We start from the raw sequence: 3,299 nt of genomic DNA on the forward strand, positions 1-3,299 counted from the left end.
GACGGCGGGCGCCGCGACGCTGCGCGACCGGGTCGCGACCCTGGCTGGCCTTCGCACCCGCGAGGGCTACATGGCTGGGTGGGAGGAAGACGAAAACGGCTTCCTTCTGGTCGAGAATCATTGTCCGATCTGCGCCGCGGCGGCGGCCTGCCAGGGCTTCTGCCGCTCCGAGCTCGACTTGTTCCGCCGCGTGCTCGGGCCGGAGGCCCGGGTGGAGCGCACGGAGCATATCCAGGCGGGGGCGCGCCGTTGTGCCTACCGCATCCGTCCACAACCAAGCCGATCAGAAAGTGAGCACCACCATGGCGTTTGAACTTCCCCAGCTGCCGTTCTCGCAGAACGCCCTCGCCGAGCGCGGCATGTGCCAGGAGACGCTGGAGCTGCACCACGGCAAGCACCACCAGGCCTATGTCACGGCGCTGAACGGCTTCGTCGAGAAGGACGATTCGCTGAAGGGCAAGTCGCTCGAGGAGATCGTCACCTTCGCCTATGGCAAGGACAACCTGGCCCCGGTGTTCAACAATGCCGGCCAGCATTGGAACCACATCCTGTTCTGGCAGAACCTGTCGCCGAAGGGCGGCGCCATCCCGGGCGCGCTGGAGAAGAAGATCACCGAGGATCTCGGCGGCGTGCAGGCGTTCAAGGATGCTTTCAAGGCGGCCGCGGTCGGCCAGTTCGGCTCCGGCTGGGCCTGGCTGGTGCTGGGCAAGGACGGCAAGCTGAAGGTCACCAAGACCCCGAACGGCTCCAACCCGCTCGCCACCGGCGAGGGCAAGGTGCTGCTCGGCCTCGACGTGTGGGAGCACAGCTACTACCCGGACTTCCGCAACCGCCGTCCGGACTACACCCAGAACTTCCTCGACAAGCTCGCCAATTACGAGTTCGCCGAGGCCCAGCTCAAGGCCGCCTGACGCCGACCCGCCCGCCGGTCAGGCCGACCGGCGGGCGTTTCTCTTCGACGGCCCTCAGGGACAGATTTTGGTCGCGCGCACCTCGCTTCGCTACAACCCGGACCCGCGGCACCCGCCGGCGGTGCCCCGTGACCGGTTCGTCGAGGCGCTGACGCGCCTGACCGCGACCATCTGCGTGGTCGGGGCGACCGAGCCCGACGGCACCCGGCACGGCCGCACGGCCACCGCGGTGATGTCGCTGGCGGCCGACCCGCCGACCATGCTGGTGTCGATCGACCGCACCAGCGCCATGGCCGGGGTGATCGAGGCGACCGAGGGCTTCTCCGTCGCCATGCTGGCGGAGCACCAGGACGAGGTCGCCGACGCTTTCGCCGGCAAGCTGCCGATCGCCCGCTCCGAGCGCTTCACCCGCGGCAGCTGGTCCGCCTGGCCGTCCGGCCGGCCGAAGCTGGACGGCGCGGTGGCCGTGGTCGACTGCCACCTGATCGGCCTGACCGAGGTGTCGACCCACATCCTGTTCGTCGGCCTGGTCACCGAGGTCGAGACCCGCGACGCCTCCCCCCTCCTCTGGAGCCTGCGCCGCTACGCCGGCGTCGCCGCCCGCCCGGCCCCGACGCCCGGCGTCGACGAGGACTGAGGTCGCCCCGTTTAGTTCGTCCCCGCGTTTCGGGATGCTCCGCCCACCCCGCGGCGCGACACGCTCACCGACAGCCATACCGCCGAAGCCAGGAAGTAGATCGCGCCCATGGCCGCATAGCCGGCGATCGTCCCGATCGACGGCGGCGCCGGCATCCGCGCCTGCACGATGAAGACCGCGCCGGCCAGCGCGGACTGGCCGCCGCTCAGGATCATCGCCCATTGGGCGCCATGGCTGGACCGGCGGCGAAGCGCGGTGCCGAGCTGCAGCAGGCCGGAAAGCACGGCCCAGACGCCGAACACCCCGAGCACCGCGTTCATGCCCTCCTGCAGCGTCATGGCGACGGTGAGAGCCGCGACCAGGCTGACCATGGCGTTGATGCTCTGGATACGGTTCCGGCCCGGTCCGCCGCTGGCCGCGGCATCGGCGTAGCTTGCCAGGGCGTCCCATGCCGGATAGGCGATCAGCAGGATCGCCGCGATCGGCGCCTCGCCCCGCCCGAGCGTGAGCGCCGCAACCGCCCACAGGGCGGAAAACGCCGCCCGGGCAAAGGAGTAGAGCCTGAGCCACCGCTCCTGGTCGCCGGCGGGATCGATCAGCTGGTCCACTGTTGAACATCCTTTCGAAGGCAGGCCCTCTGGGGCGTCCCGATCCGGGCGCAATGTCTACCGACCAGTCGGTAGACATTGCGGATGTATTTTGGACTGGCGCCGGTGCGGTGCACCGACCGCGCGCAAAGTCACCTGCGGCCGAGAGAGGATCAGGGCCCGATCGACAGCCGGTCGAGCAGCGGGGCCATGATGATCCCGAACATCTTCGGATCGCCATAGGCCCGGGCCGACAGCATCGCCCCGTGAACGGCCGCCATGAATGCCTCCGCCTCGACGCGGGGCGTGCCGGTGACCTGCAGGCGGCCCTGCGCGACGCCGCGCTCCAGCACCGTGGTCAGCCAGCCGGACAGGAAGCGGAAATGCGCCGTGACCTCGAGCGCCACCGCCTCCGGCAGCATGGGCAGTTCGCTCGCCAGCAGGGCGCAGACGCAGAAGGACAGGCTGGCGTCGGCGATGCAGGTCTCCCAGAACCCGGCATAGGCCCGGAGCCGTTCCGCCGGATCCGGGACCAGGCTTTCGAGCTCCGCCAGCCCCGCCACGGCCTCCTGCCGGTAGCGGGAGACGAGCGTGCGGACCAGGTCGGCCTTGCTCGGGAAGTGATGATGGATGCTGGGCTTGCGGATGCCGACCACATCGGCGATGTCGGCATAGCTGAAGCCGTTATAGCCCCCGGCAACAATAAGAGAGCGCGCGCAGGCCAGGATGTCGTCGGCAGTGGAGGCAGGACTCTTCATATCGGCCATCTACCTTCTAGTAGGTAGCAAGTCAAGCCTCACCCTGCCGCCCGGAGGTCACATCCGCCGCCGCAGCGGCAGCGGGTGAGAACCGCTTCCGGCAGGATCCGGGCGCGTCGAAGCCACGGCCCGGCGACAGCCGCCGGACGATTCTGCTGGCCTTAATGTTCTTCTTTTGTTCTAATGAGTGGATGGTCGATGGTGCCGTCAATGCCGGAACTCCCGCTGCCGCTGCGCCGGCCACGGCGCAGGCCGGCCGCTACGCCGAGGTGCTGGCGGAACTGACCGAGATGGCCCTGGAGCTGGCCCGCGCCTTCCAGGTCCGGGCCTTGGCCGCCGCCCGGACCGGCGATCTCGACCGCGCCGCCACCGCCGAGGCCGGCTTCAACCGCACCGCGCTCGGCAT

At 69.5% G+C, this 3,299-nt stretch carries 6 protein-coding genes; 4 read left to right on the plus strand and 2 right to left on the minus strand.

Annotated features, from left to right (window positions below; genetic code table 11):
• From P409_RS30050 to P409_RS30060, 3 genes are all read left to right on the plus strand, one after another.
• A partial coding sequence (locus P409_RS30050; RefSeq protein ID WP_034847070.1) for a helix-turn-helix transcriptional regulator occupies positions 1–313 on the plus strand: 313 nt, incomplete at its 5' end.
• Complete coding sequence (locus tag P409_RS30055; protein WP_034847071.1) at positions 303–911, plus strand: superoxide dismutase; 609 nt, start codon at positions 303–305, stop codon at positions 909–911. The genes P409_RS30050 and P409_RS30055, both read left to right, overlap by 11 nt.
• 67 nt (positions 912–978) lie before the next feature.
• Positions 979–1,548, plus strand: a complete 570-nt coding sequence (locus tag P409_RS30060) for a flavin reductase family protein (RefSeq protein WP_052121579.1) — start codon at positions 979–981, stop codon at positions 1,546–1,548.
• 11 nt (positions 1,549–1,559) lie between these two features.
• Here P409_RS30060 and P409_RS30065 read toward each other — a convergent pair whose 3' ends face one another.
• On the minus strand, positions 1,560–2,156 hold the full coding sequence (locus P409_RS30065; protein WP_034847072.1) for a DUF308 domain-containing protein: 597 nt from the start codon (positions 2,154–2,156) through the stop codon (positions 1,560–1,562).
• Between the two features lie 152 nt (positions 2,157–2,308).
• Positions 2,309–2,893, minus strand: coding sequence for a TetR/AcrR family transcriptional regulator (locus tag P409_RS30070; RefSeq protein WP_034847079.1), 585 nt, complete (start codon positions 2,891–2,893; stop codon positions 2,309–2,311).
• A 191-nt stretch (positions 2,894–3,084) separates the two neighbouring features.
• On the opposite strand from P409_RS30070, the gene P409_RS30075 reads away from it, so the two are divergent.
• Positions 3,085–3,299 (plus strand): hypothetical protein (locus P409_RS30075; protein ID WP_034847075.1); only part of this gene is annotated, 215 nt, incomplete at its 3' end.

The organism is Inquilinus limosus MP06 (genome assembly GCF_000767795.1).
Lineage (GTDB): Bacteria > Pseudomonadota > Alphaproteobacteria > DSM-16000 > Inquilinaceae > Inquilinus > Inquilinus limosus_E.

Coding starts and splice junctions, on each gene's coding strand:
- P409_RS30055 (WP_034847071.1), top strand. CDS start 303: ATGGCGTTTGAACTTCCCCAGCTGCCGTTCTCGCAGAACGCCCTCGCC.
- P409_RS30070 (WP_034847079.1), bottom strand. CDS start 2,893: ATGAAGAGTCCTGCCTCCACTGCCGACGACATCCTGGCCTGCGCGCGC.